Source organism: Streptomyces sp. NPDC093591 (assembly GCF_044764885.1).
Lineage (GTDB): Bacteria > Actinomycetota > Actinomycetes > Streptomycetales > Streptomycetaceae > Streptomyces.
In genome coordinates this window covers 97,904-124,445 of record NZ_JBIWIY010000001.1, presented here as the reverse complement: position 1 = coordinate 124,445, position 26,542 = coordinate 97,904, and the positions used below count along the sequence as shown (strand labels likewise).

The 26,542-nt window shown below is 70.1% G+C and carries 22 protein-coding genes and 2 pseudogenes; 15 read left to right on the top strand and 9 right to left on the bottom strand.

The genetic code is table 11. The features are described from left to right. Nucleotides 1–47: 47 nt before the first annotated feature. On the bottom strand, nt 48–1,268 hold the full coding sequence (locus ACIREI_RS00530) for a PP2C family protein-serine/threonine phosphatase (protein WP_403325580.1): 1,221 nt from the start codon (nt 1,266–1,268) through the stop codon (nt 48–50). Between the two features lie 392 nt (nt 1,269–1,660). On the opposite strand from ACIREI_RS00530, the gene ACIREI_RS00525 reads away from it, so the two are divergent. The 6 genes from ACIREI_RS00525 to ACIREI_RS00500 all read left to right on the top strand — a co-directional run bounded on the left by ACIREI_RS00525 (nt 1,661) and on the right by ACIREI_RS00500 (nt 10,428). Further along, nucleotides 1,661–2,212 carry a hypothetical protein gene (locus ACIREI_RS00525; protein ID WP_403325577.1) on the top strand — a complete coding sequence of 184 codons (552 nt, stop codon included), beginning with the start codon at nt 1,661–1,663 and terminating at the stop codon, nt 2,210–2,212. A 390-nt stretch (nt 2,213–2,602) separates the two neighbouring features. After that, nucleotides 2,603–3,442, top strand: coding sequence for a S1 family peptidase (locus tag ACIREI_RS00520; protein ID WP_403326840.1), 840 nt, complete (start codon nt 2,603–2,605; stop codon nt 3,440–3,442). 85 nt (nt 3,443–3,527) lie between these two features. Then, a complete protein-coding gene (locus tag ACIREI_RS00515; protein WP_403325574.1) occupies nt 3,528–3,899 on the top strand; it encodes a trypco2 family protein in 372 nt (123 codons plus the stop codon). Beyond that, a complete protein-coding gene (locus ACIREI_RS00510) occupies nt 3,896–8,299 on the top strand; it encodes an AAA family ATPase (protein ID WP_403325572.1) in 4,404 nt (1,467 codons plus the stop codon). The genes ACIREI_RS00515 and ACIREI_RS00510 overlap by 4 nt, the downstream gene beginning before the upstream one ends. 3 nt (nt 8,300–8,302) lie before the next feature. Beyond that, complete coding sequence (locus tag ACIREI_RS00505; protein ID WP_403325569.1) at nt 8,303–9,823, top strand: tetratricopeptide repeat protein; 1,521 nt, start codon at nt 8,303–8,305, stop codon at nt 9,821–9,823. 233 nt (nt 9,824–10,056) lie between these two features. Next, on the top strand, nt 10,057–10,428 hold the full coding sequence (locus ACIREI_RS00500; RefSeq protein WP_403325567.1) for a hypothetical protein: 372 nt from the start codon (nt 10,057–10,059) through the stop codon (nt 10,426–10,428). A 672-nt stretch (nt 10,429–11,100) separates the two neighbouring features. On the opposite strand, the gene ACIREI_RS00495 is transcribed toward ACIREI_RS00500, so the two are convergent. The 5 genes and pseudogenes from ACIREI_RS00495 to ACIREI_RS00475 form a co-directional block, all read right to left on the bottom strand. Next, nucleotides 11,101–11,571 (bottom strand): DIP1984 family protein, encoded by a 471-nt coding sequence (locus tag ACIREI_RS00495; RefSeq protein WP_403325564.1) that lies wholly within the window; start codon nt 11,569–11,571, stop codon nt 11,101–11,103. A gap of 495 nt (nt 11,572–12,066) precedes the next feature. Then, nucleotides 12,067–12,973, bottom strand: a pseudogene (locus ACIREI_RS00490) (transposase family protein); the annotation flags it as partial. 57 nt (nt 12,974–13,030) lie between these two features. Continuing rightward, the gene (locus ACIREI_RS00485; RefSeq protein WP_403325561.1) at nt 13,031–13,810 is read right to left on the bottom strand and encodes an alpha/beta fold hydrolase; all 780 of its coding nucleotides are present in this window, start codon (nt 13,808–13,810) and stop codon (nt 13,031–13,033) included. Between the two features lie 296 nt (nt 13,811–14,106). Then, complete coding sequence (locus ACIREI_RS00480; RefSeq protein WP_403325559.1) at nt 14,107–14,472, bottom strand: hypothetical protein; 366 nt, start codon at nt 14,470–14,472, stop codon at nt 14,107–14,109. Between the two features lie 17 nt (nt 14,473–14,489). Further along, a complete protein-coding gene (locus ACIREI_RS00475) occupies nt 14,490–16,043 on the bottom strand; it encodes a hypothetical protein (protein WP_403325557.1) in 1,554 nt (517 codons plus the stop codon). A gap of 228 nt (nt 16,044–16,271) precedes the next feature. Between ACIREI_RS00475 and ACIREI_RS00470 the strand changes: the two genes are divergently transcribed. Both ACIREI_RS00470 and ACIREI_RS00465 read left to right on the top strand, forming a co-directional pair. Next, nucleotides 16,272–16,454 (top strand): hypothetical protein, encoded by a 183-nt coding sequence (locus ACIREI_RS00470; protein ID WP_403325555.1) that lies wholly within the window; start codon nt 16,272–16,274, stop codon nt 16,452–16,454. A gap of 35 nt (nt 16,455–16,489) precedes the next feature. Continuing rightward, nucleotides 16,490–16,713: pseudogene (locus ACIREI_RS00465) on the top strand (IS5/IS1182 family transposase); the annotation flags it as partial. Nucleotides 16,714–16,742: 29 nt separating this feature from the next. Here ACIREI_RS00465 and ACIREI_RS00460 read toward each other — a convergent pair. Then, nucleotides 16,743–17,045, bottom strand: coding sequence for a hypothetical protein (locus tag ACIREI_RS00460; protein WP_403326903.1), 303 nt, complete (start codon nt 17,043–17,045; stop codon nt 16,743–16,745). Between the two features lie 517 nt (nt 17,046–17,562). On the opposite strand from ACIREI_RS00460, the gene ACIREI_RS00455 reads away from it, so the two are divergent. After that, on the top strand, nt 17,563–18,894 hold the full coding sequence (locus tag ACIREI_RS00455) for a cytochrome P450 (protein WP_403325553.1): 1,332 nt from the start codon (nt 17,563–17,565) through the stop codon (nt 18,892–18,894). 412 nt (nt 18,895–19,306) lie between these two features. Here ACIREI_RS00455 and ACIREI_RS00450 read toward each other — a convergent pair whose 3' ends face one another. Beyond that, nucleotides 19,307–19,729 (bottom strand): secondary thiamine-phosphate synthase enzyme YjbQ, encoded by a 423-nt coding sequence (locus ACIREI_RS00450; RefSeq protein WP_403325550.1) that lies wholly within the window; start codon nt 19,727–19,729, stop codon nt 19,307–19,309. A gap of 133 nt (nt 19,730–19,862) precedes the next feature. Here ACIREI_RS00450 and ACIREI_RS00445 point away from each other — a divergent pair, with 133 nt between their 5' ends. The 6 genes from ACIREI_RS00445 to ACIREI_RS00420 all read left to right on the top strand — a co-directional run bounded on the left by ACIREI_RS00445 (nt 19,863) and on the right by ACIREI_RS00420 (nt 25,201). Continuing rightward, a complete protein-coding gene (locus ACIREI_RS00445; RefSeq protein WP_313884353.1) occupies nt 19,863–19,946 on the top strand; it encodes a putative leader peptide in 84 nt (27 codons plus the stop codon). 190 nt (nt 19,947–20,136) lie between these two features. Next, nucleotides 20,137–21,018, top strand: coding sequence for an ABC transporter permease (locus tag ACIREI_RS00440; RefSeq protein ID WP_403325548.1), 882 nt, complete (start codon nt 20,137–20,139; stop codon nt 21,016–21,018). Then, complete coding sequence (locus tag ACIREI_RS00435; protein ID WP_403325545.1) at nt 20,991–21,809, top strand: ABC transporter ATP-binding protein; 819 nt, start codon at nt 20,991–20,993, stop codon at nt 21,807–21,809. Before ACIREI_RS00440 ends, ACIREI_RS00435 begins: the two co-directional genes overlap by 28 nt. 25 nt (nt 21,810–21,834) lie before the next feature. Beyond that, nucleotides 21,835–22,860, top strand: coding sequence for an ABC transporter substrate-binding protein (locus ACIREI_RS00430; RefSeq protein ID WP_403325543.1), 1,026 nt, complete (start codon nt 21,835–21,837; stop codon nt 22,858–22,860). 1 nt (nt 22,861) lies between these two features. After that, the gene (locus tag ACIREI_RS00425) at nt 22,862–24,019 is read left to right on the top strand and encodes an LLM class flavin-dependent oxidoreductase (protein WP_403325540.1); all 1,158 of its coding nucleotides are present in this window, start codon (nt 22,862–22,864) and stop codon (nt 24,017–24,019) included. Nucleotides 24,020–24,133: 114 nt separating this feature from the next. Then, entirely contained in the window at nt 24,134–25,201 is a 1,068-nt protein-coding gene (locus ACIREI_RS00420; protein WP_403326838.1) for an NAD(P)-binding domain-containing protein, read from the top strand. Nucleotides 25,202–25,648: 447 nt separating this feature from the next. Here ACIREI_RS00420 and mltG read toward each other — a convergent pair whose 3' ends face one another. Then, entirely contained in the window at nt 25,649–26,509 is an 861-nt protein-coding gene (gene mltG, locus ACIREI_RS00415) for an endolytic transglycosylase MltG (RefSeq protein ID WP_403325538.1), read from the bottom strand. Nucleotides 26,510–26,542 lie beyond the last annotated feature (33 nt).

Genomic DNA, 26,542 nt, shown 5'->3' with positions numbered 1-26,542 from the left:
TGGCGACCGGAGGGGGACAGTGATGGCCGGTCGGCCAGGAGTCCGGCTCAGCGCGGCGCGTCATCGGCGTGCGGGGCGCGCCGGTGCAACCGGGCGGCGAGTACGGCGACGTCGTCCTCGGCGTTGCGGGCGTCGAGGCGGTCGAGCACCGTGTCGATGACGTCCTCGACGCCTGCGGCGGACGCGAAGCCGACGCCGGCCAGCCGTTCCAGTGACTGGTCGATGTCCTCGCCGCGGTGTTCCACGAGCCCGTCGGTGAACAGCAGCAGCGTCTGGGTGGGGTCCAGTCGGCAGGTGGCCGGCTCGTAACCGCCGGAGCCGGTGCCCAGGGGCGGGCCGACCGGTACCGGCAGCAGTGAGGTGCGCCCCTCCGCGTCGATCACGGCCGGGGGCAGATGGCCGGCGCCTGCCAGGGTCACCTGGCCTCGGTTGGGGTCCACGCGCGCGATCAGGCAGGTGGCCGGGCGGCGCTCCGGTTCCGCGCTGGCGATGTCGTCGAGCTGGCGCAGCACGCGGTGCGGCGGCAGGTCGGCGGAGGCGATGTAGCGCAGGGCGGAGCGGTAGGCGGTCATGTCCACGGCGGCCTCCAGGCCGTGCCCCATGACGTCGCCGACGACGAGCAGCGTCCGGCCGAAGTGCAGGCGGACGGTCTCGCACCAGTCGCCGCCGACGAGGGCGCTCTGTCCGACGGGCAGGTAGCGGATGGCGACGTCGATGTTCGGGTGCGGGCGGCCGGGTTCGGCGAGCAGGGCCCGCTGGAGCTTGCCGACGATGCCCCTGACCTGGTCGTGTTCCCGGGCGTGCCGGATGTGGGAGGCGGCGCGGTCGGCGAGGAGGGCGAGAAACTCGGCCTCCTCGCGGGTGAACGGCGCCGGATCACGGGCGCAGACCAGCAAGCCGTAACGGTGTCCGCCGGCGGCCAGCGGCACGCAGAGCACCGGTCGGGCGCCGCCGGGCGCCGGGTACGGCTCCCTGCCCTCCCCCGGACCAGCCGTTTCCCGTACGACGTCCAGGGCCCACCGGACGTCGGGCAGCACCGCGGGGTCGCCGCGGACGGCCTCGTACGCCGTCCCGCCCTCGCCGCCATCTCGGAGTACCGCCGCCGTCCCGCCCACCTGCCCGGCGGCTTCCCGGGTCAGCTCGGCACAGGTGGTGCTCTCGTCCAGCGTGGTGCCGATCCGGGCCGCCGCCTCGCGCAGCACGGTCAGCCGGGACGGGACGCCGAGGCCCTCCTCGGGTACGCCGCCCGGCGCGACGGACGCCACCATCGCCGCCCTAGGGAACGACCGCAACCAACGCACCACACCAAACACCCTAAGACGGTGACGAACCATCACAAGCAATGCGCCCATCACCCAGCCCCCTGACACTCCCCCCACGGATCTCCGGCAGGCCCCCGTCCCTGCCGAACGCGAGCACAAACAGCGTGCGGGTGGTCACCCGGCGGGGTCGGACGGTCCTGGCGCCCCGGTCAGCTCCGGCGTACACCGCTGTTGTGGGGGCGCGCGCCCTGCCATCTGCCTGTTTGGCGCGCGGGCGCTCGCCCCATACGGGGAATTGAACTGCGGGCGTATGGCCGCGACACCTGGCACCCGGTGCACTAGGGCATCGCCCGGTCACGGCCGTCTCGGGCGTCGGCGCACCACTGAGGAGGCTTTTGTTGGCACTCACGGAGTGGACGAAGTCAATGGAATGGCTGGCAGCGGCGTCGGAGGATCCCGGTGCCTGCAAGCAGGAGTGGCAGAACGGCAGTACCGGAGTCACGCTCCTGGCGGCCGGACGGTTCTGGGACGTGCTGATCGTCCCGGAGGAACTCGGACTGCGCGTCGCCGACCTCCTGGAGGAGCTGCCGCTGCTCGACTCGGGCCCGTGCCTGCTGGACACCCGACGCCGTCACGTCGGCTTCCTGCTGCCCCCGGAACCACAGACCCTGTGGATCGGCACCGGGGTGCGCCTCCTCGGCGCGGGTACGTGGATCGCCGCCCCCGCCCCGCACTGCCGCTGGGGCGCGCTGCGCTGGCTCGTCCCCCCGGACGGCACCGGCAGGCTGACCATGCCCGAGGTCCTGGAGGTGGCCCTGCAGCGCTGCGCGAGCGAGCTGTCCCGCCTCCAGGGCCACCCCGGCCGGGCCGCCTCCGCCCAGCTCGACCGGACGGCACCGGACGAGGCGCAGGACTACGGCCCGCTGCTCCGCCAGTGCGCGTCAGGGTGATCCGCCGGACCGCGTCCGGCCGCCCCTGATCCGGACCACGGTGGTTCGGCTGTGTACCGGCGGCGAGGCAAGGCCGTCGCAGGACTCCCGGCGGGAGGCGGCGCCTCGAACGGCGACATCAACGCACACTTCCGCAGCCGTCCTCGACGAGGTCGCGGCGCCGACGCGCTGAAGTGGGTCACTTTCTCTGCGCATCTTCGGCCGAAGGCCGCCTACCCCCACCGGGCACGGCCGGGCACACTGAGGCGTTGGCCGGCCTCGACCAGGCGTCGCAGGGCACACCGTGGCCGCGCTGCTCCGAACCTGACCTACCGTCCTCGGGAGACTTCAGTGATCAGAGCACGCCGTAACGACGTCAGACGTCCACGGCTGATCGCCTCGGTGGTGAGCCTGCTTACGGTGACCGCTCTCGCGGTCACCGGCACCGGAGCGGCCGCCGCACCCACAGCCGACGCCGCACCCGCCGCCGCCTCGGTGTCCGGCGTGGCCTCGGCCGTCGAGGCCTTGGGCATCTCCGGGACGACCTGGGCCGTCGACGAGCGCACCGGGAAGCTGCGGGTTCTCGCCGACTCCACGGTCACCGACGCGGACCTTGCCAGAATCCGGCGGGCCACCGGACGTTTCGCGGGTTCCGCGACCCTCGAACGGCTCGACGGTCGGCTGCGCACCCTGCTCTCGGGCGGCGACGGCATCTATGCGGCCGGTGGGCGCTGCTCGGCAGGGGTCAACGTGCGAAGCGGCGGCACGTACTACTTCGTCACCGCCGGCCACTGCACCGAGACCATGCCCACCTGGTACACCAGCTCCGCCATGACCACGACGATCGGCCCCACCACCGGCACCAGCTTCCCCGGCGACGACTTCGGTGTCGTGCAGTACTCCAATCCGGCCGTGCCACGCCCGGGGACCATCGGAACCGTCGACGTCACCGGGACCGCGACCGCCTACGTCGGCCAGAGCGTCTGCCGTCGGGGAGCGACCACCGGTGTCCGGTGCGGCGTGGTCACCGCGCTCAACGTGACCGTCAACTACGCGAGCGGAGCAACCGTCTACGGGTTGATCCGCACCAACATCTGCGCCGAGCCGGGCGACAGCGGCGGCCCGCTCTACGCCGGCGACAAGGTCATCGGAATCCTCTCCGGCGGATCCGGGGACTGTGCCACGGGAGGGACCACCTACTACCAGCCGATCCAAGAAGTACTGAACGCCCATGGCCTGTCCGTGTACTGACGGAGCGTGATGACGTCAGTCATCGGTTCGCCCCTGGCGGGAGCTGCGATACTGGCTCGCGCACGCGACCATGACGGGGGCACACATGACAGACGGGAACCTGCCGCTGACGGAGGTCTTGGAGACCCTCCGTACCCAACTCACCGAGCTGATGCGGGACACCGCCGGCAAAGACCTCCTCTTCGCCCTGGGCGACGTCGAGTTGGAGCTCGGTGTCGAGGTCACCCGTGCCGGCGGGCTGTCGGGAAAGGTCCGCTTCGGCGTCGTCGAAGGCGGTGCGGACGGAACCGCAGGTCGCAAGTCCACCCACACGGTGCGGGTCCGGCTCGAGGCGCGCACGGGACCGGACGGCCAACGCATCATGATCACGGATCCGGGACGTGAACTGACCCCGCGTCCGCCCCTGCCCCCGATCCCCACCGGCCAGGACGGGGAACGGCCCCCGGCCGCCGAGTGAACGCACGTGTCGTGGAGGTGTCGGCGGAGTCTGCCGACGGTCTCCACTACGGCACGGGGTTCGTCGTGTCCCCCCGTCTGGTCCTGACGGCTCGTCATGTCACCGCGGGTGCCACGCGGATCAGCGTACGAGGGCTTGGCGACGGCGGCGTACGGGCATGCCGTCCTGTCTGGGCGGGCGCCCGGACCGACGCGGCCTTGCTGGAGATCCTCGACCATGACCTGGCCCGGGATCCTGTGCGGTGCGGTGACCTCGCCTCCGCCGACGAGGCCGTCTGCCGTGTCGTGGGATTCCCGCGCTTCCAGGTCGACCGCAGCGTGGGCAGCGACACGGAACAGGTGACGGGAACCATCGCACCGCAGACCGCAGTCGTCAGCGGGCGGTGGCAGATGAAGGTCACCGGAGACATCCCGCCGTCCCACTGGGAAGGTCTGTCCGGCGCGGCCGTGTTCACCGCCGGAGTTCTGATCGGCGTCGTCACCGAGGCCCTGCGCGAATTCACCCCCGCACGGCTCCGCGTGGAACCCCTCGCCCGGATCGCCGCCGAACCGGGCTTCGCCGACGCCTGGCGCCGGGTGACGGGCACGGCACCCCCGGTCCTGGAGGCGGCCGACCTCGACGAGGTCCTGACGACGCGTGACGTCGTCCCCCGCATCGGCACTCCGGGCACCCTGCTGCGCGCCGAAGTCGGCGCCGTACGGTTCACCGGCCGGGAGGGCGAACTCGACCAGTTGCGCCGATGGTGCGAGGGCGACGGTTTCCGCGTGCACCTCGTGACCGGCCCGGCAGGCGTCGGCAAGTCACGGCTGGCGTTGCGTCTCGCGGAGGAACGTCGCCGAGCGAGAGAGGCGGCGGGCAGCTTACGGACCCCCGTCCCCGCCACCGCCCTGGACCGTCTGACACGGCTGACCCGCCCGGTGCTGTGCGTGGTGGACTACGCCGAGACACGCCAGGAAGACCTGACCGCGCTGCTGGCGGCGGTCCGTGACCGGGCGGGCGGGGCGCGGCTGCGCGTGCTGCTGCTCGCCCGCACGGACCGGGAATGGTACGACCGCTTCCTCACCGAACACGGCCTGCTGGCCCCGGACCCCATCCGTCTGGGTCCGCAGACCGACGCGGCCGCCTCCCAGGAGGAGGCCTTCGCCGAGGCCGCCCACGACCTCGCGGCCGCCATCCGCCGCCTCCCCGAGGCCTGGCCCATCGGCGATCCCGCCGGCCTGCGTCCACCGCCGGACGCGGCCGAGTCGCCCCTGGCACTCCAGGCCGGCGCCCTGGTCGGCCTGTTGCAGACCGGCGCCGACGCCGTTCCCGTACCCGAGGGAAGCAGTGTCTGGGAGGTGCTGTTACGTCACGAACGGTTGTACTGGGACCGGGCGGCCCGCAGTCGCGCTCTGGGCGTGTCACCCGAGCTGCGCTTCGAACTCGTGGCCACAGCGGCACTGTGCGAGCCTCAGGAGCTTGCCGAGGCGAGGCGACTCGCCGCAGATGTCCTGCGCGTCGTCGACCCCCTCGCACCGGGCCCGCGCCTTGCCGCCGACTGGCTGCGCGACCTGTACCCCGGCACGGGCGACGAGTTCTGGAGCGGTGTGCGCCCCGACCGGCTGGCCGAACACACCGTGATGAATGCCGTCCGGCAGGAACCCGATCTGCTCGTACGCCTCCTGGACACCGCACCAAGCCACCAGGCCACCGCGGCCCTGACCCTGCTCTCCCGGGCCGGAGCGCATCGCACGGAAGTCGCCCCGGCACTGCGCCGGCTGCTCGCCGAACTGCCACGGCTGGCGCCCCTCGCGGCTCGGACCGCTGCGCACAGTGAACACCCCGCGCCCCTCGTCGACGCGATCCGTCAGGTGCTCGACGAGGAGAGGCTGTCGGTGGACGACCTCTGGGCCCTGGAGGAGGCGATCGCGCCGGGCACCGTGCTCCTCGCCGACACCGCGATCAGGACCACCGAGGCGCTGACCACGGTGTTCACCCGGCTCGCCCGCGAAGACCCGGACTACCAGGACGTCGCTCTCACGGCGCTCAACCGGCACGCGAACCGGCTCTCCCAGGCCGGCCGGGAAGCGGACGCCCTCCAAGCACACACAGCCGCCTACACGTTCGCCATGGAGGCCGCGAAGCGCGACGACGAACACTTGGGCAACCTCGTGACCGCCGCCACCGGGCTCACCCAGGCATACAGTGACGCCGGCCACCACGAAGAGGCCCTCGAACTCACCGGCGCACTGGCCGAACTCCTGACAAAGAAGGACACCGCCTCGCCGAACCTGCAGGCCTGGCGTGTGACGATGCTGACCTTCCTGAGCAGCCGTCTCTCCGTGGTGGGACATACGGCAACGGCCCTCGACGTCCTCACGCAAGCGGTGGCCATGGCGCGCCGACTCACCGGGACGCCGGTGGCGAGGGGCCTGCTCTCCATGGCGCTGGAGACCCAGGCACGGTTCCTGCTTTACGCGGGGCAGCCCTACGACGCGGTGGCCGCCGCCCAGGAAGCGGTGACGGTCGGTCGTGCCTCCGAGGCGGCGGCGCCCGAGGACCACAAGGGCTCACTCGCCTCGTCCTTGCGGCTGCTGGCCACGTGTCTCAGCGGTGTGGGCGCCGACACCGAGGCGTTGGAGGCTCTGCGGGAGAGCGTCGAGTTGCTCCGGGAACGGACGGTGCACGAGAGCGAGCTGCCCGGACAGGCCGCGGTCCTGTCCGAACTCTGCCGGTGCCTGCACCGGGTGGGCCGATACGACGAGGCCGTCGAGGTCGGTGCGGAACAGGTGACCGTGGTCCGCTCCTTGGCGTCACTCGCCCCCGAGCGCTTTCGCGGCGACCTGGCCGACGCCCTGGCGGAGCAGGCGGCGCGGCTGCTCGACGCGGACCACTTCACCGAGGCGAGGGCCACTGCCGCCGAGGCGGAACGGCTCCGCGACCCAGCCCGGCCGGAAGATCCGCTACCGTCGTCGCCCACCGTCCAACTGCCGTCCCTGGCGTCGCCGTTGCACGAGCCGTCGGCCTCCCCACAGGAAACGGACCCACCGACCATGCCGGAATCTCCGCTGGCCTCGGCCATCGACCAGCTCACGGTTCTCGTGACGACGCAGCCGCAGGACGCCGGGTTGCGGGTGCTTCTCGTCCAGGCCCTCGTCGCCGCGGGCCGCCAGGACGAAGCCCTCGAACACGCCCAGGAAGCCATGCGGCTGGATCCCGCGAGCGCCGCCGCCCGTGAGGCGATGTCGGCGGCACTGCTGCCGCGGCTGCCGTCCCCGTCGCAGACCCCGGAGGCGCCGTCCGAGGCCCCGGCACCCCACGAACGGCCCGCGCCACAACCGCCCATGCGGCCCAGCACCCAGGACCCGGCAAGGCCCGACCTCGAGGAGCCGGCGCGGCCCGACGCCCCGGAGCCGACACCACCCGTCGCCCAGGGGCCGGCGCGACCCAACCGCCAGGAGCCGGTGCGCACCGCTCCCCCGCAACCGGCCCCAGTGCATGGACAGGTGCTCACCGACACGGACACACCTCCCGACGACCTGGTGGAGGTCGAGCGCTCGACGGTGCGGCTCGCGGACGTGGCGGGGATGGCGGACGTCAAGGCCCGGCTGGACACCGCGTTCTTCACCCATCTGCGCAACCCGGAGATCGCCCGCAGCTACGGCCAGTCCCTGCGCGGCAGCCTGCTCCTGTACGGGCCACCGGGCTGCGGCAAGACATACATCGCCCGGGCCGTCGCGGGTGAGCTGGGCGTCAACTTCATCTCCGTCACGCTCGCCGACACTCTGGACATGTGGATGGGCAACTCGGAGAAGAACATCCAGTCCGTCTTCCGCACCGCCCGGCGCCGAAGCCCCTGCCTCCTCTTCCTGGACGAGGCCGACGCCATCGGCGGCAAGCGCTCCCTCAACCGCCACGCCAGCGGTATGCGCAACGTAGTGACCCAACTGCTCACCGAACTCGACTCGGTCGGCTCCGACAACGAAGGCGTCTTCGTCCTCGGGGCCAGCAACCACCCCTGGGACATCGACGACGCGCTGCTGCGCCCCGGCCGGTTCGACCGCGCGCTCTTCGTGGCGCCGCCCGACGCCGAGGCGCGAGAGGCGATCATCCGGGCGCAGCTTCGCAGCGTGCCCACCGGCAACGTCGACCCGGCCGCGCTGGCGGCCGCCACCGAGTACTACTCGGGCGCGGACGTCACCCATCTGTGCCGTTCGGCGATCGAGCTCGCCATGCAGGACGCCATGGCGCGAGGGCAGGTCAGAGGCGTCTCGACGGAGGACTTCCACACTGCCCTGCGCGAGGTCAGACCGTCGATCGAGCCGTGGTTCGAGTCCGCGAAGAACGTGGTGGCCTTCACCAAGCAGGACGAACGCTACCGCGACCTCATCACCTATCTCGGGCACAGGAAACGCAGGTGAACCGTGGAACCGGACGACGTCGAACGCGTCACGCTGCTCGCTGCCGCTCGGCGGTGGGAGGAGGTGATGCGCATCCTGACAGCGGCGCTGGCCAGTGATCCCGACGACTGGGAGGCACTGAGACTTCAGGCCGGATGCCTTCTCGGACTCGAAGACGTGGCGGGCGCGCTCAAGGCGGCGAACCGAGCCATCGCCGCCGACCCCGACCAGCCGCTGGCCTACCTGGCGAAGGCCAGGGTCCTGGTGTCGGCGGCGAACCCGGCCGACGCCCGCACGGCCGTCGAGCGGGCCCTCCAGCTGGATCCGCAGAACGAGTCGGCCTGGGCCATGCGGGCGCTGACCATCGGCATGGTCATGGACCAACACCGGATGCTGCGGACCCATCGCCTTGAGAAACGTGCCGTGCGGGAGTCGGCCGATGCCTACCTGCGACTGGCGGCCGGCTCGCTCACCCCCTTCGAGGTCGCCGACGTCGCCTGCGGACTCCACTTCGCCGGATACGGCCGTGAAGCGCGTGCGCTGTTGCGCCAGGCCCTGCGGGACGACCCACAGAACGGCCGGCTGATCCAGGTCCTGGCCATGCTGGACGCGGCGAAAGGACACAGCCGCGCGGCCTGGCAGGGGCTTGAGGCCTCCGTCCGCAGCGACCCACAGCGGGCTTCGGCCGCGATGGAGAGCCTCCGTTCCCTGTGGTACGGCGGTACGAAGCTGGCACTGATTCACCTGCTCCGACTGCTGAGCTTCCTCGCGCTGATGCTGACGGCCGAGGCCACCGTCGGTCTGAGTGCCACGCCCCGGATGCTGGTCGGCGCTGTTCTGCTGGCGCCGACGGTGTTCGCCTGCCTCAGGCTGTTGCCGTGGGTCCGAGCCGCACGGACCACGGCACCCGATCTGCTGGGGCTCGCCACAGCCCGGTACGGCTTCGTTCCCGCCACCGGCGCCGCGGCGGCAGCGGTCTTCTCACCCTGGCCGTGGAACGCCGTCGCGTGGGCGGCGACCGGCGCGGCCTGGTTCGTCTCCTGGCGGGCGCTGCACCGGGCACACGACGAACCGCCCACGCTCCTCGTACTCCGTCGCGACGTCGCCAACTGGTCTCACTTCGTGACGCGGTGCTGGCTCTTCGGGATGGTGGGCGGCACGCTCATGCTGATCGATCTCGTGACAGGCCGCCACTGGGAGCCCGTGCGCTTCATTGTCGCGGGCGTCCTGGTCACCAGATGTGCCCTGCTCCTGTTCGGCTTCACCTACCAGCACCCACTGCTGCGTCAGCACTGGCGCAACTTCATGGGCGTCTGGCTGGGCCGCCGGGCCGCCGTGCTGTGCGGCCTGGTGTCGGCCGTAGCATGGGTGCCCGTCCCGGCGGGGTACGTCCTGCTGGCGCCGGCAGCGATCGCCGCCCGGCAGATCCATGTACGTCTTTCGTACCTGGTCGAGTTCGGCCGGCCCGAAGAGGTGTTTCTGCACGACAACCGCATCAGGTACCGAGTACGCACCGGGGCCCGGCGGCCGGAGGCCTGGATGTGAGGTCTCACCAGGCACACGCCGCCTGGCCGAGGAAGCTCAGCCGGATGGTCGGGCACCGGTCAGCGGCCTCGACAATCCGTCCCACGCGATCCACTCAGGTACGGTCCTTTCCAGCCGCAGCGCGTACCAGGAGGTGGGCTTCACGCCACGTGGTCAACACTGGGCCATTGCTGCCGGGCGACGTACGACATGGTGATCGTTGCCGAAAAACCCATCGACTAGTAGGAACACCCATGCTCACCGAACACTTCACGCTCACGCACTGGTGGATCGCCGCCGGTCTCTCGGGCCTCCTCCTCGCGGCTGCGGTGGCGACCCTGCCGTCGAAGCCCGGTGCCAGGCTGATCGCGGGGGTGAGTGTTCTGCTCGTGACGGCGCTCTACACCGTCGCGCGCGGCCACGGCGAGGGAGCTCAGCAGGCGCTCCAGCTGTACATCCTGGGCACGCTCCCCCTGGCCGTACTGCGCTGTATCTTCGCCGGGTGGTTCCGTCGGCAGCTGGCGGCGGCGCGGGCGGGGGAGCCGATCCAGGAGTTGAAGGGCCGGCACACGGCTGTCTTCCTGTCCACATGGGTCGCCGTCATCGTCTGCATCGTCATTCTCTGACGTACGCAGTGCAGCGCCGCCGGGGATGGTCCGACCCGGCCGGATGCACGATCAGACCGCCGTGCGCACCGAGGGCATCGCCGAGCAATTCGCCGACACCCCAAGGTCGAGGTCGAGGTCGAGGTCGAGGTCGAGGTCGAGGTCGACGAAGGCTACCGATTCTGGCGAACGAGTTCCCCGCCCAGGTCAGTACCCCCCGAAGAAGCCGAAGGACGACGCCCCGCTCGGCGAGCACCACGCCTGGCGTGAGCAGCGCCGCCGCCAGTCCTCCGAGCGGATCTGCGTGGAGCACACCAACGCCGAGTACAAGCAGTGGCGGCCCCCGTTTGAGACCGCCGGTGGCCAGCGTTCTCCATCGACCTGACTTTGGCGGAATCCCGTTCACGACGATGCAGGATCGCCAACAGTCCGCTGGAGATCGCCGTTGTCCATGGCGCTGCGATGTGGAAAGCCCCGAGCCCGCCCTCGCCGCCTCGGATCTGCACGTGGTGATGTGCTGTGCGATGTACGCCGTTACCTGTACGCGGTGCTGAGCTGCGCTGTCTGGTGGGGAGTCGAACCCCCGCGTTGCTCTTCACGCGCCAGGAGTGGGCTGGAAAACCGCCAGCCCTCGGTGTGTGCACGCTTCCGAAGCTGCTACCTGCTCCACATCGTCCCAGCTTGCTGGACTGCTCAGTCCAGCAGATCGACCTCCCAGTTCGTACGCTGGATCCGCACATCGACCTCGCGGATCTCCCGGGCGAGTGCATCCGCCTGACCGCGAAGATCCGCGACCGGAAGCGCAGAGAGCATCATCAGCTCGGACCGAAGCTGACGGCCGTATCCCCGCTCCCCCTTACCCGCCGCCGCGTCCGCTGCTGCGGTGACTACGGAATGACGCAACCGCAGGACATCCCGGCGTGCGAGGGCATCGGTGAGCGTGCCGTCGGGCCCCATCTCCACGGTGGCATTGGTCCGGTTGATCCGCCGGATCAACGTTTCCAGAGCATCCAGCACCTCACCGGCTTCAGCCAACAGCTGAGCTGCATCCTCGGCGGGTGTCTCCCCTTCCTGGTACCGCGCGCTGCTGACGACCCGCGCTCGTAGCTGCTCTACACGGCGCGTCGCCTCCGCACGCTCTGCCAGTGCCTCAGCAAGCTTCACTGTCTCTGCCTCCCCCTCCATGAGCTCGCACGAGTATACGAGTGCGAACCAGCTCAGACGCACCTGGATTTGATCCGACAGAGCCCCTGACCAGCCGCTGGAGTGAGAGCGCACACTCAGAGCGCCACGAAAGCGAATCCGACAGAAACGGTGAAAATCCGACTACCTCAGCGCGACGGAACAGTCCCCATAGGCCGGACAAGGGCCACCGTCAATGACAATGGGACATCCGAATTGCGAATCGGCACGACAAGTGCAGTGCAGATTCGCAGGAGAATGTCCCACTTCAATGCGCCGACCTGGGAGTTCTCGACTGTCTCGTACGTGTAACACGGCACTTCTGTCTCACGATCTTGTCCTTTGGGCTTACGAGGTTGTGAGCGAATGAGGTCTGGCGATATTGGCCGGAGTTCGGCTGGTAGGTGATTCAGCAGTGGCCTGCCGGACGAGGACGAGTTCGGTGCTCGTCCGTTGCTTTGTAGTCCGCCGGGCGGCGCGGTCGGAGACCATGCCGGCGATGGCCTGGTAGGTGTGTGCGAAGTGTTCGCGACGGCCGGTATACCGCTGCAGGGGACGCACTGTTTGTGCTCGGCGTTCGCGTGTTCCACGCAGATCCGGGCTGAGGACTGGCGTCGTCGGTGCTCACGCCAGGCGTACCGTTCGCCGAGCGGGGCATCGTCCTTCGGCTTGCGGGGCGGGGCCGAGATCTGGGTCGGGAACTCATTAGCCAGGCCCCGGTAGCCCTCATCAACCTCGGCCGTCACCTTCGGGTGGAGGCAGAGCTGTTCGGCGATGCCCTCGGTGCGCATGGCGGTCTGATCGTGCATCCTGCCGGGCCGGTCGGCCCCGGACCACAGGGTCGGCCCTGCCCATCGCTGATCGTGGTGGTCTTGATGGTGTTCTGCTTCTTCTTCCCTGAGACGAACGCACGCCGACCGGGGCGGTGCGCGGCCGGGCGGCGGACCTGGGTCTCGGTCCCGTCGATCCGCAAGGTGACACCCTCCGCTTCGGCGTAGGCGAACACGTCGGCCAGCGTGCGCAGCCGGATCCCGGGCCGGTCGGGGACGGCAAACCCCCGTTGCGCGAGCAGGGGGCGGATCTCGCCGATCGCCCGGGTGATGGTGGAGCGTTCCAGGCCACACAGCTCGGCGAGTGCGGCGTACGGGAGCTGGAACCGTAGGTGGACCAGGGTGACCAGGACCCGGTCGGTGAAGACCAGTTCGTGCTTCGGTCCGGCTCCAGCCTGCCGCTTCCGCCTCCCTCCCCGCCGGTTGCGCAGCGCAGATTCACAGCGCGTGATCCAAGGAGCGGCCAAGTCCTCGATCCAATCGCCGAGATGCGTGTGGGAGAGGCCGGTGAAGGCAGGATGAGACAAGGCCACACGGGCCCACTTCTTGGTCACACTCGAAGAACCCGTGCGGTCGCCCCCACGTCACGGCCGCTGCCGCCCACGACCTGATCAATCCTGCTCTCGGTCCGCCAGTGCGACCGCGGTGGCGCGGACGAAGGCTTCCGGATTGTCCAGCATGATGTTGTGCCCGCAATCCGGGATCGGCATCACAGCCACCCCCGCCTCGATCAGCGCCTTGGCCCCAGGGAGCGGGCCGTCGGCCTCGGGGAGCAGATAGCTACGGGGAATCCTCAAGTCCAGCAGCAGTTCGCGCATGCTGGGAACGGTTCCGCGAGCGAGATGGACCGCGCTGCGGTGCAGGGCCTCACGCCCGGCCAGGCGCATGGTGGACCACCAGTGGGGGCCCACCCGGTCGCGGACCTCTGCCCAGCCGCCTGCCAGGAACTCCTGCTCGGAATAGGCGGCGATGCCGCTGCTACCACTGGAACCGGGCTGGCGCGATATCGGGTCGAGGTTGGCGTCGACGAGGACCAGGCGAGAGACCAGGTGCGGGTGCCGGGCGGCCAGGACGATGGCCACCGAGCCACCCATGCTGTGCGCGATCAACTCGGCACCGGCGATGCCCGCGGATGTCAGGGCCTGAGCGAGAGCATCGGCGTGCGACTCCAAGGTGTAGTCGAAGTCCGTCGGCCGGTCACTGATGCCATGACCGAGCAAGTCGATCAGCAGCGAACGACGGCCGGCCAGCACAGGATGGACCGCAACCTCCGCAAAGTAGGCAGGCGAAGTAGCACCCAGACCATGTACGTAAACACGGGCGGGTTCCTGCCCCGGCAGCTCAACCCAGCGGATCAGGTCACCCTCGGGTGTCACGGCGGCATTACGCACAGTCTGCTCCCTGCGATCAAGATCGATGGAGAGACGAGAGTAGCCACCGCACCTCAGCTCATCACCACCGATCCCCGGCGCAGACACCAGAGAGCAGCCAGTCCGTGGCCAAGGAACCTCATCCGTTTCCGCTCACAACCTCGTTACCGTCCGCACCAAGTCGAGGGCGGATGGAGCAGGCCGGGTGACCATCGCTCCCGCCCGGGCGTCTGAGCGTCGTTGGCGCTGGAGCAGCGGCAGACCGGGGGCTGGGGGGAGAATCCGTCCGCCGTCCGGACGACGGCGGTTGGGGTGTCCTACCGCTTCGGCAGAGCTCTCCACGGCACGGCGATCGAACCATCGGGTTCCCACCCGAACCGATACAGCTGGACACTCTCCTCTGTTCGCCTCAGCTTTCGCAGCATCCAGACCGCCGTGGACAGGGCACGGGGGGAACCGGCTTCGGCGGCGCGGAAGTACCAGTGCATGGCCTCCTCCACCCGCCCCGTCTCCTCCAGCAGCCGGGCCGCCATCCACGGCCAATCGAAGTTGGTGTCGGCTGCGGCACGCGCCTGGTTCTCCCTGATCGCCTGCTCGATCCGCCCGTGCTTCTTCAGTAACGGAATCAATATCTCCATCATCTCGGCCGGCGTGGGTATGCGGGTGGCGTCCAGCTCGATCACGGTGAGCTCCTCCTCCTTCAGCTCCGTGATCTGAAGAGCCGGGGCGAAGGCGGTAGCAGCGTCGAAGCGGGCGGCGGCACGCAGCAGGCCGCGCTCGACGGCTGCGGCCTGATAGCGCTGCGGTCGGCGGGAGGGGCGTGGTCGATCAGGGCGTGCCACAGGGCGGGCGGTGCGGGAACGGCATTGCGCGCAGTGCGGCCGTGCTGTTCGAGGTAGTCGGCGAGGCGGAAGCAGGGCCGGGCAGGATGGGGCTGTCCGGGGCGCGGACGGATGCGGGACAGCGGGCCGCGGGCGCCGTGCACAGGCGTGCCGGTGTAGGTGAGGGCGTGTTCGAGCCAGTCGTCCTCCAGAAGGTCGTACTGGGCGTCGGTGAGGTATCCCTCGGCGGCTGCCTCCAGCAGAGCGTGGGGAAGGGCCAGTCCGTGGCCCAGGCGCCGGGCATCCATGGCAGCGGTGATCAGGGCTCGTGCTGGAGCGGGGGCACTGCGATAGCGGTCCAACAGCACGGGGGCGCCAGCCAGATATTGGGTGATCTGCCCCTGCTCAGCCCGTGCGGCGGCCTGCCGCAGCCGAGGATCGTCCTTTGCCCTACAGGCCAGGAGTTGCAGATCGGTGCCCGTGAACGTTTCGGGGACGGGCACGTCATGACCGGTCAGCAGCGCACGGGCCTGGGCATGCGGGTCAGCCGCTGCGTCGGCGGGCGACGTGGTCATGGTGGACCAATGACCGGGCCAGACGGTGCCCAGCACCAGCACCGGTCCCCGCTCCGGCTCACGCAGCAAGCTGCGTAGCCCTGCGGCGACCCGCTCACCCACCGTGCCGGAGGCCAGGTAGAACTGAGCCTCGTTCAACCACACCACCGTGTACGGTGCGACGTCCTTCAACTCGGCGAGGGCGGCCTCGGGCCGGGTGGGGTCGATGGGATGCCACAGCCGCCACGGCTCGTCCCGCTCGCGCAGCAGATTGAGGGCCTCCCAGCAGGCGCGGGTCTTGCCGGTGGATGACCCGCCCACCAGCACCGCGATCTGGCTGGCACCGGCAGCCGCCCGAGCCACCACCTCGCCCAGCTTCTGGTCATGCGCGCGCGGCACGTACTCCGGCAGCACAGGCAGGCCGGCGATCGGGGAATCGATCGCGCGGTGCACCTCCAGATGGAATGGGTCGGTCACCGAGCTCAGCGGCCGGCCTGGCCGCATCCGCTCCAGGACGGTCTGTCCCTGCTGGGCCTGAACCGCCGCGCGCGTGGCCGACGCGCGCCGTTGTGCCTCGGCCTGGTACGCGCGCCGCCACTGTTGTGGGTCCAGCAGTGCGGCCGCCGCCGGGTCATCGGCCAGTCCGGCGTGATCGGCTTGGCCTCGCAGGGCCCGTAGAACGGCGAGGAGCGGACCGATCTGCTGCGGAAAGCGGTCCGCGCGTAGCCAGTCCCCGACCGTGGTCGGGCTGACTCCGGCAGCCATGGCCAAGAATCGATCCGAGGGCTGGCGGCGTAGCCGGCCGTTGCGGAACGCGGCCAGTTCGGCCATCAGGTCGGCGAAGGCTGGTCCCTGCGCCCCGGCCCCCGTCTCCGCCATCCCTGCTTCCCTCCACGGCACCGGGTGCCGGATCGAATCCTTGAACGCACGCTTGGTCTCGCTCCACCTTGCTCTGAACCCCAGGTGGTCACCAACCGGTTCACCCGGAACGTGTCCAATCCGCAGCAGACCCCTGCTGGACAGCCCACCTGGACGGCCAGCATCGGACTTCACTCAGTCCATCCCCGTTCACCAGGACGCCGACCTCATTCCAGGGGAGTGCATGCAATGTGCCTGCTCCAGATCCTGTCCCTGCTGCTCGCCCTGTCCATGGCCCTCAACATCGCGATCAGCGCGGGACTGCTCGCTCACCGATCCGGCGCCGGCATCCCCGACGCGGTCCTCACCGGTGCGGGAGCCGCGGCCAGCGGCCTCGGCATCTACTTCGCCGCCCTCGCCGCCTACCGTTGACCATGCTCATGCCCCATGCCCGGACGGCATCATGCCGCAGATGGCTTCGATGGAAGCGGATCGGAGTGCGCATCGCACGCAAGGGCATCGAGTCCAGCGAACGATCAGGGCGACGCCGCCAGGTCATCGAGCGGACCATGTCCTGGCTGTCCGGCTACCGCCGACTCAACCCTCGATACGAGCGAATCCCCGCAACTACCTGGCCTTTCTGGGCCCCGCCGCCGCCCTTTGCTGCTACAAGCGACCCGTCCACCTCACCAGGCACGCGGCACGGTCGAGAGCGTACAGCTACAGCTCTCTGGCCAGCGGGCGGATGCTCTCTGGCAGGCCGAGATTGATGCGTGTGCTCGGTTCGTCGATGCCTGCAATCGGGCAGTGCTCAAGATGGGGCAACTGCTGGCTGTTGCCCAGTTGCATCACGACCAAGAGCAGCCGCTTGGAATCTGCGGTCCGTATCTGAAAGGACTGCGAGACCTTAAGGACGAGTGCATGTTGCGAGAGGTCGAATTGTTCCTGCGCATGCCATCGTCCGAGGCGGAGACTGCCAGAACTCTCGGTCAGGCACTGATGGTGGCTGCCGATAGCGTGCACGAATGGTGCGCTACACGTGCGAGTCGAACTGAGGACGAGCCGGATCGGCGTCGAAACGCTCACGAGAAGCTGGATTCGTACAGAGAGTTGCTGAAGCAGTTCACGATCAGGTCGCAACAGCGCTGCGGTGCCACAACGTCGCCACAGCAGCAGCTCCGGCCCCCCTGGCCCTGGGGAGACGATCAGCCAGGCCCGGAGCCGAGCGCATGGATCAGGCGGACAGTCGCAGGACCAGCCAGCGCAGGTAGTTGGCACGCTCCCCAGGAGTGAGACCGAGCAGCGCTGACCGAACACCCACCGACGTGGATTCGTAGGCAAGGCTGAGGACTGGCCCGGCCTCATACAACTCGCCCGCGCGGAGGGTCCTGAGCATGTCCTCGCCTCTGCAGATCCTTCGATGGCTCCCTCGACGAGTAGGGGAAAGCCGCCGTCGCAACTCAAGAGCCCCAGTTCCTTCATCTGGATGAAGAGCACCGATGAAACCCCTGCACTCCGGCGTAACCCATAACATCCGACAATGCGCACATCCTCATCGCTGCTGCGGGCCTTTCGTCCCCAAGTCCAAGAGCGCCTCTACGACTTCTACGAAGACCTGCGGAGCGCCGACGATCTCTTCTGGGACCGCCACCTGGATGCCTGGATCGCCACCGGGCACGCAGTGGTCAGCAGCGCCGCAGGGGACCCGAGGCTGTCCTCAGTGCGCTATCCCGACATCGCAGCCGTCTCCGAGGAACTCCGGCCGCTGGCCCACGTCCTGAGCCGGCAGATGCTCTACAGCGACGCTCCCGACCACCCCCGGCTGCGGGCCCTGATCAGCAGGGCCTTCACCCCCAGGGCAGTAGCGGCACTCCGTGCCCGGATCGTCGAAGCCGTCGACCGGATCATCACCCACGCCGCGCCGACCGGCCGGATGGACATCGTCGCGGACCTCGCCCGCCCGCTGCCGCTCACCATCATCTGCGACCTGCTCGACGTACCCCAGCAGGACCGCCCGGCCCTCGCCGCCTGGTCCGAGCCGATCGCCGAAGCCATCGGCAACTCCCGGCTCGATGCCGACGGCAACCGCGCGGCCTCGCAGAGCATGGCGGACCTGCTCGCCTACCTCCGCGAACTCCTCACCCGCCACGCCACCCCGCCGGCCCCCCACACCCTGCGCGCCTTGGTGACCGCACAGGCACAGGACACCGGCCAGGACCTCGACGAACTCCTCGCCAACTGCGCCCTGCTCCTCATCGCCGGCCACGAGACCACCACGCACTTCATCGGCAACGCCACACTCGCCCTGCTCCGCCACCCGCACGCGGCCGACCAACTGCGCCGCCGGCCCGATCTGATGCCCGCCGCAGTCGAGGAACTCCTGCGCTACGACGCCCCGGTACAGCTGATGCTGCGCCGGGCGCGGCAGGACATGGAGTTGGCAGGCCGTAGCGTCGCCGAAGGGCAGACAGTGCTCCTCGTGTGCGGGGCCGCCAACCGGGATCCGGCTGTGTTTCCCGATCCCCATGTACTGGACTTCGAGCGGCGCGGCGGACGGCACATGGCGTTCGGGCACGGCCCGCACTTCTGCCTCGGTGCAGCGCTGGCCCGGCTCGAAGGCACGATCGCACTGGAAGCACTCCTCACCCGGCTCCCCGGCCTGCGCCTCGACGGCACCGCGCCACAGTGGCAACGCAGCCTCAACTTCCGCGCGCTCACCCGCCTGAATGTCGCCTTCACCCCGCTCACGAACGAACACGACACAGGCACGCTGGACCTGCCGACCGACGGTCCCCCACGCGACCTTGGGCGTGCGCCACATGCCGGCGAGTGTCCCGCCAGGACGGCACCCGGCGGCGTCATGGACGCTTGACCGCGGACCAGAGCGGAGTCAAGAGCTGAGCGATGCCGAGGTCCGCCTGGGTCCCTTGTCGGCAGTGGTGAGCCCCAGGGCGACGGCCGGTTGGCGGCACTGAGTTCCTGGACGGTGTTGCCGAACCGGTCGCAATTCGAGCCCGGTGTGGCATCGGCCGGGAACACGGCGGTGGCGTCGGTCTGACTCCACGCCTCCACGTCCGAATCACCAACGCTGTACGGGGCCCGGGGCCGCGGTACCGGAGCGCGACCGCCAACTACCCACGCTGAATCCGCAACACCACGCGGAGAAGAGGGCGGCCCTCCGCAGAGACGCCCCTTCAGCGCACAGGAGGACTGTGCAGGCATCCACTCACTCCGGCTCCTTCAAGGAACGCTGGGCCGCTAGGCCACACCCAGAACGATCTTGCTCAGCCCAGGAAGCTCAGTCGAACCTGACGGTTGACATTGTCTTTATTCGTGTCCACGAGGCACACCGACTGCCACGTCCCGAGCTCCAGCCGCCCGCCCAGTACCGGCAGCGTCGCATGGGGCGGGACGATCGCCGGGAGGACGTGGTCGCGGCCGTGGCCGGGGCTACCGTGGCGGTGTTGCCAGCGGTCGTCTGCGGGGAGGAGGGTGTGCAGGGCGGCCAGGAGGTCGTCGTCGCTGCCGGCGCCCGTCTCGATGATCGCGATGCCGGCCGTCGCGTGCGGCACGAAGACGTTCAGGAGGCCGTCGCGGCCCGCCGCCGCCTCCTGCAGGAAGGCCTCGCAGTCGCGGGTGATGTCCACGACCCTCTCCGAGGAGCCGGAGGCGACGTTCAGAACTCGGGTGGTGAAGGCGTCTGACATGTCGTCCATCCTCGCCCATACAGCGGAGTCCGCGCGTCAGGGGACGGTCCGAGACGGCCGAGCCGTGATACAGGAGGTCCACTTGGCGAGACGCCGTTGACCGTCGCCGCGCCATCTGGCTACTTTCAGCGGCATGTTGCGTTCAGCCCTGCTCACCACGCGCGGTCACATCGACCTGCTGCGGGTGGCCTCCGCCGCGTGTCGTCGCGGCCGCTGACGCCCTTCTTCCCGATTCACCGACGCTTCCTGCGCGCACCCGCCCGGTGCCGGTCCGGCCCTGACCCGGTGCTGGTCCGGCCCTGACCCGGTGCTGGTCCGGCCGATCCGATCCTGGTTTCCGGCCCTGAGCCGGCCCAGCGGCGCTGAAGCGCGTCCCCATCACGGCTCATAGCCCCCCTGGAGCACTCATGAGCATCAGCCATGCCCCACCCAGCTCTGCCGAGACGGATATTCCCCTGAAATCCGGCTTTGAGCACCCGACCGCCGTCGATGTCGTCCCCCTCCTCCCCTCCTCCTCCCGCCGCACCCACGTCCCCCGCTGGCTGCGCCGCACCACCGGCCCCGTCCTCCTTCTCGCCCTGTGGCAACTGCTCAGCAGCACAGGCCTGTTGACCCCCGACGTCCTCGCCTCTCCCGGCCGCATCGCCCAGGTCGCGGGCGATCTGATCGGCGACGGTTCACTGCCCTCGGCCATGGGCACCTCCCTCCAGCGCGTCGCCGCCGGGCTGGCGCTGGGGACCGTCGTCGGGACCGGACTCGCCCTGGTCGCGGGCCTGTTCCGGATCGGCGAGGACCTCGTGGACGCGCCCGTGCAGATGCTGCGGACAGTGCCCTTCGTCGGGCTCATCCCGTTGTTCATCATCTGGTTCGGGATCGGCGAGGCGCCCAAGGTCGCCATCATCACCCTCGGCGTGACCTTCCCGCTCTACCTCAACGTCTACGCCGGTATCCGCGGTGTCGACGCCCAGTTGATCGAGGCCGGGGAGTCCCTGGGGCTGTCCAGGTGGGGGCTCGTGCGGCACGTCGTACTGCCCGGTGCGCTGCCGGGTGCCCTGACCGGCCTGCGCTACTCGCTCGGCATCGCCTGGCTCGCCCTCGTCTTCGCCGAGCAGGTCAACGCCGACTCCGGCATCGGGTTCCTCATGGTGCAGGCGCGGGACTTCCTGCGGACCGACGTGATCGTGGTCTGCCTGATCGTCTACGCCTTCCTCGGCCTGCTCGCCGACTTCATCGTCCGTTCCCTCGAAAGGCTGCTGCTGCAATGGCGACCGACATTCACCGGCCGGTGAGTCCCAAGGCCGCGCAAGCCGTGCGGTCCACGCAAGCCGTGCAGGCTGCCCAGGCCGTGCGAGCCTCAGACACCGTGCACATCCCACAGGCCGTGCACGTCGAAGGGCTGACCCGCTCCTTCGACGGGCGTGCGGTCATCGATCGGCTGCAACTCGACGTCCGGCCGCGGGAGTTCGTCGCCCTGCTCGGCCGCAGCGGCTGCGGCAAGTCCACCCTGCTGCGCATCCTCGCCGGCCTCGACCGCGACATTGAGGGCACCGTCCTGGTGCCGCGCCGCAAGGCTGTCGCCTTCCAGGCACCGCGACTGATGCCCTGGAAGAAGGTATGGCGCAACGTGCTGCTGGGCCTGCCGGGCAAACCCGGCCGCGATGTCGCCGAACAGGCCCTCACGGAGGTCGGCCTGGACCACCGTACGGACGCCTGGCCCAAGACGCTCTCCGGCGGCGAGGCCCAACGCGCCTCACTGGCACGGGCGTTGGTGCGCGAGCCCGATCTGCTGCTGCTCGACGAGCCGTTCGGCGCGCTCGATGCCCTCACCCGTATCAAGGCCCAGCGTCTGGTGGGCGAGTTGTGGCAGCGGCGCGGCTGCGCGGTCCTGCTCGTCACGCACGACGTCGAGGAGGCCGTACTCCTCGCCGACCGCGTCCTCGTGATGGACGACGGGATCATCGCGCACGAGCAGCGCATCGACCTCGAGCGCCCCCGCGACATCACCGACCCCCGTTTCGCGGAACTGCGCGCCGGCCTCCTGGAGCGTCTCGGCGTCGACACCGCCACCGAAGCAGCCTGACCACCCACCCCAGAACGGAACCACCATGCGACGACGCCTCGCCCCCGCCGCACTGCTCCTCCCCTTCGCGCTCCTGCTCACCGCCTGCGGCGGGAACTCTGCAGCCCAGACCTCGACGGACACCGACGGCCGGGGCTCTCTGACCCTCGACGTGGGTGACCAGAAGGGTGGTTCGGAGGCGATCCTGCGCGCCGCCGGAGAGCTGAAGAACCTCGACTACAAGATCAAGTGGTCCACTTTCACCTCCGGCCCGCCACTGCTGGAGGCGGTCAACGCGGGAGCTGTCGACATCGGCGGCGTCGGCAACACCCCGCCGGTCTTCGCCGCGGGCGCGGGCTCGAAGATCACGGTGGTGGCCGCGTTCCACGGCGCCTCCAAGGGCGATGCGATCCTCGTCCCGAACGGTTCGAAGCTGACGAAGCCCGAGCAGCTCAAGGGCAGGTCGATCGCCGTGGCGCAGGGCTCCTCCGCCAACTACCAGCTCGTCGCGTCCCTCAAGGCGGCCGGACTGAGCCCCGGCGACGTCGACGTGAAGTACCTGCAGCCGGCCGACGCCCTGGCCGCGTTCACCGCCGGCAAGGTCGACGCGTGGGCCGTGTGGGACCCGTACACCTCCCAGGTGCTCGTGGCCAAGCAGGGCAGGATCCTCACGACCGGCGACGGGATCACCAACGGACTCACCTTCCAGGTGGCGGCGCCCGCCGCGCTGCGGGACAAGAAGAAGGCCGCCGCGATCAAGGACTACCTGGAGCGGCTGCGGCGCGCCACGGCATGGGTCAACGGCCATCAGGAGGAGTGGGCCAAGGTCTGGGCGAAGGACACCGGCCTGCCCTACGACGTCGCGCTGGCCTCGGTGAAGCGCACCAACGCCACCCGGATCTCGGTCGCCGTCGACAAGCCCCTCGTCGCCTCCGAGCAGGAGATCGCCGACACGTTCACCGAGCTGAAGCTCATCCCGAAGAAGGTGGACTTCGGCGACTTCGTGGACCCGCGGTACAGCGGCGACCTGCCGCCGTCCACCACCGACACCCGCCCCACGGAAGGTTCGTGACATGACCATCCATCTCCACTGGTTCCTGCCGACCGGCGGCGACGGCCGCACCCTGGTGGACCGGCACGCCTACGGGTCCAACCCGGCCGGAAAGCCGAGCGGCGTACGCGCCCCCGACATCGACTATCTGGCCCAAATCGCCAAGGCCGCCGAACGGTTGGGCTTCGAGGCGGTCCTGACCCCGACCGGCACCTGGTGCGAGGACGCCTGGCTGACCACCGCGGCCCTCGCCCAGCACACCGAGCGCCTCAAGTTCCTGGTCGCGTTCCGGCCGGGCCTGATCTCGCCGACGCTCGCCGCGCAGATGGCGGCGACCTACCAGCGCGTCACGCGGGGACGGCTGCTGCTCAACGTCGTCACCGGCGGCGACTCGGCCGAGCAGCGCCGCTTCGGCGACCACCTCGACCACGATCAGCGGTACGCCCGAACCGACGAGTTCCTGTCCGTCGTACGCGGGGTCTGGCGTGGTGAGCCGTACGACTTCCACGGCGCCCACTACCAGGTCGACGGCGGGCTGACCGCACTGCCGCCGGAGCCGGTGCCGCAGGTCTTCTTCGGTGGTTCCTCGGCGGCGGCCGGGCCGGTCGCGGCGCGGCACGCGGACGTCTATCTGACCTGGGGCGAACCGCCCGCGCAGGTCAAGGAGAAGATCGACTGGATCCGGTCGCTCGCCGAGCGGGAGGGCCGTACGGTCCGGTTCGGGATCCGGCTGCACACCATCTCCCGTGACTCGTCCGCCGACGCCTGGTCGACGGCCCACCGGCTGCTCGACGACCTCGACGCGGACACGGTCGCGGCGGCGCAGTCGGCGCTCGGGCGCAGTGAGTCGGTGGGGCAGCGGCGCATGCTCGCCCTGCACGGCGGCTCCCGCGACGATCTGGAGATCTACCCGAACCTCTGGGCGGGCGTCGGTCTGGTGCGGGGCGGTGCGGGGACCGCGCTGGTCGGCAGCCATGCGGAGGTCGCGGAGCGGATCGAGGAGTACCACGCGCTGGGCGTCGAGCACTTCGTGCTGTCCGGGTATCCGCATCTGGAGGAGGCGTACTGGTTCGGGGAGGGGGTGATTCCCGAACTGGCGGCGCGCGGCTTGATCGCTGGCACGGGGGCGGAGGCCGACGCCGGGGCCGGTGTTCCGCTGCTCGTCGCGGGCGGGCGCTGAGCTCGCTGATATCGGGAGCCGTCGGGGAAGGTCCTCATCCCCGAGATGGTTAGTAGAACCGTGAACAATACGGAGGCAGTCGCGGCAGCCGAGGCTGGTGAGGCCACTGGGCCGATCGAAGTCGTCGACGTCGTCGTCATAGGCGCTGGTCAGGCGGGCCTGTCCAGCGCCTATCACCTGCGGCGCGCCGGTTTCGAGCCGGACCGTGACTTCGTGGTGCTCGACCACTCCCCCGGCCCGGGCGGCGCCTGGCAGTTCCGATGGCCCTCGCTGACGTACGGCAAGGTGCACGGGATGCACGCGCTGCCCGGCATGGAGCTGACCGGTGCGGATCCGGAGCGGGCGTCGTCCGAGGTCATCGCCGAGTACTTCGACCGATACGAGCGGACCTTCGGCCTGCGTGTACGGCGGCCCGTCGACGTGCGCGCCGTGCGCGAGGGAACGGACGGTCGGCTGCTGGTCGAGAGCTCGGCCGGTACCTGGTCGACGCGGGCGCTGATCAACGCGACCGGCACCTGGGACCGGCCGTTCTGGCCGCGCTACCCCGGGCAGGAGACATTCCGCGGGCGGCAGTTGCACACCGCGCAGTACCCCGGGCCGGAGGAGTTCGCCGGGCAACGGGTCGTCGTGGTGGGCGGGGGTGCCTCCGGCACCCAGCATCTGCTGGAGATCGCCCGGTACGCCGCCGCCACGACATGGGTCACGCGGCGCCCGCCCGTGTTCCGCGAGGGCCCCTTCACCGAGGAGGTGGGCCGGGCGGCCGTCGCGCTCGTCGAGGAGCGGGTCCGGCAGGGGCTGCCGCCGAAGAGCGTCGTCTCCGTCACGGGGCTGCCCCTCAACGACGCCGTCCGGCAGGGGCTCGCGGACGGGGTCCTGGACCGGCAGCCCATGTTCGACCGGATCACACCTGAGGGGGTGGAGTGGCAGGACGGGCGGCGCGTGGACGCCGACGTCATCCTGTGGGCGACCGGCTTCCGGGCCGCCATCGACCACCTGGCCCCACTGCGGCTGCGCGAGCCGGGCGGCGGGATCCGGTTGGAGGGGACCCGCGCGGTCGCCGACCCCCGGATCCACCTGGTCGGCTACGGCCCCTCCGCCAGCACGATCGGCGCCAACCGGGCCGGCCGCGCGGCCGTACGGGACATCAGACGGTTGCCGGCCGAGGAGCGGGTGACGGCCTGACCTTCGGCGGCCGGCTCGGCGGCGGCCGGCTCGGCGGCGGCCGGCTCGGCGGCGGCCGGCTCGGCGGCGGCCGGCTCGGCGGCGGCCGGCTCGGTAACCTTCGCCTTGGTCGCGGCCGGCCCGGCTGCGGGGCCCTGGCGACGGGCGACGTGGCGGCTGGTCGCTACCGGCCGGCAACCCCGAGCAGTTTGAGGTCCGGCGCGGGGGAGGTACGCCCCGTCACTGGCACGCCCGGCAGGCTCAGCAGGCATGCGAAGCACCGCCGTGCGACGATCCCGCCGAGCGCCTGAGCCGAACCCTCGGCGTCCGGCTGCTCCGGCAGAGGGTCGCGCCGGGCGCCCGACGCGGGACCGTCGCCGAGGCACGTACCCTCCCGGCACCGGTCGCCGCGACTCGTATCCCTCCGCAACCGGCCGACGCCCCGGCCGCCATCCGATGCCCCGAGCGTCACCTCGCCGGCTTGGGGCTGGCGGGGCTCGCCTTCTGATGGGCGTTGAACTCGGCGACATTGCGCTGGTGTTCGGCGTAGTCGGCCGTGAAGCGGGTGTCGCCCGGCTTGACCGTGACGAAGTACAGCCAGTCCCCCGGGGCCGGACTGATCGCGGCGCGCATCGCGTCCTCGCCGGGGTTGTCGATCGGCGTGGGCGGCAGGCCCATGCGCTGGTACGAGTTGTAGGGGCTCTCGATCCGGGTGTCCGCGTCGGTGGTTTTGATCGTGGAGCGGTTGAGCGCGTAGTTGATGGTGGAGTCCATCTGCAACGGCATCCCGCGTTCGAGCCGGTTGAAGATGACCCGGGCGACCTTGCCCATGTCGGCCTTGCTGCCGGCCTCGGCCTGGACGATGCTCGCGATCGTGACCGCCTGATAGACGTTCATGGCGTTGCGCTGGGCACCGGCGGCGATCGGGGCGCCGCCGAACTTCTTGTTGGCGGTGTCGACCATGGCCGACAGCAGGGAGTCCGGCGTCGCCTTCTTGCCGTTCTGTTCGAGGGGGTACGTCGCCGGGAAGAGGTAGCCCTCGGGGTTGCCGTCGGCGTCGCCCGGGAGTTTGAGGTCGAGCTTGCCGAGGGACTTCTTGGTGGACCCGGGCGGCAGGGCGAGGGCCTTGTCTACGGCGGCGTACACCTGGCTCGCACGCCAGCCCTCAGGGATCACCAGTGAGGTGGGCCGCGCCGGCTCCTCCTCGCCGAGGATCAGCAGCGGCACCGCCACGGCGGCGCCGGCCACGACGGCGCCGGCGGCGATGAGAGCGATACGGCCCCGCTGCGTCAGTCGAATCGTGTTCCGTGGCGGAGTGTTGAAGTGCATGCGGGCACGGTATCCCGCAAACACTTACAAAAC

Bases quoted from the DNA above. Each gene is read 5' to 3' on its own strand.
- ACIREI_RS00530 (WP_403325580.1), bottom strand. From the start codon at position 1,268: ATGGTGGCGTCCGTCGCGCCGGGCGGCGTACCCGAGGAGGGCCTCGGC.
- ACIREI_RS00515 (WP_403325574.1), top strand. From the start codon at position 3,528: ATGACAGACGGGAACCTGCCGCTGACGGAGGTCTTGGAGACCCTCCGT.
- ACIREI_RS00500 (WP_403325567.1), top strand. From the start codon at position 10,057: ATGCTCACCGAACACTTCACGCTCACGCACTGGTGGATCGCCGCCGGT.
- ACIREI_RS00475 (WP_403325557.1), bottom strand. From the start codon at position 16,043: ATGGCGGAGACGGGGGCCGGGGCGCAGGGACCAGCCTTCGCCGACCTG.
- ACIREI_RS00470 (WP_403325555.1), top strand. From the start codon at position 16,272: ATGTGCCTGCTCCAGATCCTGTCCCTGCTGCTCGCCCTGTCCATGGCC.
- ACIREI_RS00455 (WP_403325553.1), top strand. From the start codon at position 17,563: ATGCGCACATCCTCATCGCTGCTGCGGGCCTTTCGTCCCCAAGTCCAA.
- ACIREI_RS00450 (WP_403325550.1), bottom strand. From the start codon at position 19,729: ATGTCAGACGCCTTCACCACCCGAGTTCTGAACGTCGCCTCCGGCTCC.
- ACIREI_RS00445 (WP_313884353.1), top strand. From the start codon at position 19,863: ATGTTGCGTTCAGCCCTGCTCACCACGCGCGGTCACATCGACCTGCTG.
- ACIREI_RS00440 (WP_403325548.1), top strand. From the start codon at position 20,137: ATGAGCATCAGCCATGCCCCACCCAGCTCTGCCGAGACGGATATTCCC.
- ACIREI_RS00435 (WP_403325545.1), top strand. From the start codon at position 20,991: ATGGCGACCGACATTCACCGGCCGGTGAGTCCCAAGGCCGCGCAAGCC.
- ACIREI_RS00430 (WP_403325543.1), top strand. From the start codon at position 21,835: ATGCGACGACGCCTCGCCCCCGCCGCACTGCTCCTCCCCTTCGCGCTC.
- ACIREI_RS00425 (WP_403325540.1), top strand. From the start codon at position 22,862: ATGACCATCCATCTCCACTGGTTCCTGCCGACCGGCGGCGACGGCCGC.
- mltG (WP_403325538.1), bottom strand. From the start codon at position 26,509: ATGCACTTCAACACTCCGCCACGGAACACGATTCGACTGACGCAGCGG.